This window comes from Pseudomonas sp., from assembly GCF_050739655.1.
Classification (GTDB): Bacteria; Pseudomonadota; Gammaproteobacteria; order Pseudomonadales; family Pseudomonadaceae; genus Aquipseudomonas.
Window position 1 is genome coordinate 1 of record NZ_JBOIBY010000675.1, and the last position, 1,959, is coordinate 1,959.

General features: G+C 58.2%; 2 protein-coding genes. One reads left to right on the top strand and one right to left on the bottom strand.

Going from position 1 to position 1,959, the window contains the following annotated elements:
- Positions 1-88: 88 nt before the first annotated feature.
- The gene (gene miaB / locus ACRESJ_RS32065; RefSeq protein WP_431761492.1) at positions 89-1,417 is read right to left on the bottom strand and encodes a tRNA (N6-isopentenyl adenosine(37)-C2)-methylthiotransferase MiaB; all 1,329 of its coding nucleotides are present in this window, start codon (positions 1,415-1,417) and stop codon (positions 89-91) included.
- A 136-nt stretch (positions 1,418-1,553) separates the two neighbouring features.
- Between miaB and ACRESJ_RS32070 the strand changes: the two genes are divergently transcribed.
- Positions 1,554-1,883 carry a DUF1820 family protein gene (locus ACRESJ_RS32070; protein ID WP_431761493.1) on the top strand — a complete coding sequence of 110 codons (330 nt, stop codon included), beginning with the start codon at positions 1,554-1,556 and terminating at the stop codon, positions 1,881-1,883.
- The last annotated feature ends 76 nt before the right edge of the window (positions 1,884-1,959 follow it).

The window sequence follows — 1,959 nt, forward strand, 5'->3', positions numbered from 1 at the left end:
GCTCGCGAATGCGGTCTGTCAGATGCATCAATGCCAACTGATACGCCCTCTTCGCGAGCAAGCCCGCTCCCACAGGGGATCTTCGGTGTTACGGGATCAGTGAACCGCGCAGCGAATGCGGCTGAGCCGCATCGATGTGCACGTCGGCGAACTGGCCGATCAGGGTTGGATTGTCGCAGCGGAAGTTGACGATCCGGTTATTCTCGGTCCGGCCTTGCAGTTCGCCGGGGTCCTTTTTCGAATAATCGGTGACCAGAATGCGCTGGATCGAGCCAACCATTTGTCGGCTGATCTCGAAACCCTGTTGGTTCAAGCGATGTTGCAGGGCGTTCAGACGCTCTTTTTTCAACTCTTCAGGCGTGTCATCGGCCAAATCGGCGGCTGGTGTGCCCGGGCGCTGGCTGTAGACGAACGAGTAGGAAAAGTCGAAACCGACGTCCTGAATCAGCTTCATGGTCTGCTCGAAGTCTTTCTCGGTCTCGCCCGGGAAGCCGACGATAAAGTCCGAACTGATGCAGATGCCCGGCACGGCGGCACGCAATTTACGCAGCTTGGATTTGTACTCCAGGGCCGTGTGGTTGCGCTTCATGGCGGTGAGAATTCGATCCGAGCCCGATTGCACCGGCAAGTGCAGGTGTTTGACCAGCTCTGGCACATCGGCGTGGGCCTGAATCAGGCTGTCGGAGAACTCCAACGGATGCGAGGTGGTGTAGCGGATGCGGTCGATGCCATCGACAGCTGCCACCACGCGGATCAGCTCGGCCAGGTCCGCCAGGCGTCCGTCATGGGTCGCGCCGCGATATCCGTTTACGTTCTGGCCCAGCAGTGTCACTTCACGTACGCCGTTTTCGGCCAGGTGAATGATCTCGGCGATCACATCGTCGAACGGCCGGCTGACTTCTTCACCGCGGGTGTAGGGCACCACGCAGAACGTGCAGTACTTGCTGCAACCTTCCATCACCGACACGTAAGCGCTCGGGCCATCGATGCGAGGCTCGGGCAGGTGGTCGAATTTTTCGATTTCCGGGAACGAAACGTCGACCTGCGGCAACTTGCTGATGCGCGCGGCGTCGATCATCTCCGGCAGGCGGTGCAGGGTTTGCGGGCCAAAAACCACGTCGACATAGGGAGCGCGATCACGAATGGCCGCGCCTTCCTGGCTGGCCACGCAACCGCCAACGGCGATCACCATGTCGGGGTTGGCCAGTTTCAGTTCGCGCCAGCGGCCCAGTTGTGAATAAACACGGTCCTGGGCGCGCTCGCGGATCGAGCAGGTGTTGAGCAGAATCACGTCCGCATCTTCAGCACGGGCGGTGACTTCCAGGGCCTGGTGTTCGCCCAGCAGATCGACCATGCGCGAGCTGTCGTACTCGTTCATCTGGCAACCGTGGGTTTCGATGTAAAGCTTCTTGGCCATGGAATAGTGTCATCACGTGATTCGAAGAACCGCGCATTATAGGGAACATGAACCCAGGTTCCTACCGCTGTGCGTCCGATGGCTATGCTATAGTTCGCGCCCTCTTTTTTATCCCCCGATGTGTTGCCCGCCCACCATGACCAAACGTGAAGCTCCAATCTACAAGGTGATTTTCCTCAACCAGGGCCAGGTGTTCGAAATGTACGCCAAGCAGATCTATCAAAGTGATCTGTGGGGTTTTCTGGAAGTGGAAGAATTCGTCTTTGGCGAGCGCACACAGGTGGTCGTCGATCCGAGTGAAGAGAAGCTCAAGGCTCAGTTCGAAGGCGTGGTGCGCAGTTTTGTGCCGATGCATTCGATTGTGCGCATCGATGAGGTGGAGCGGCTGGGCACTCCGAAAATCAGCGAAGCCCGTGCCGGGTTCGGCAATGTGATGCCGTTTCCGATGCCGATGCCTGAGAAGTAAGGCTCAAGACCGCGTTGCCCCCAATCGCGAGCAGGCTCGCTCCCACATTTGATCTGCGTCATGCACAGAATAAATG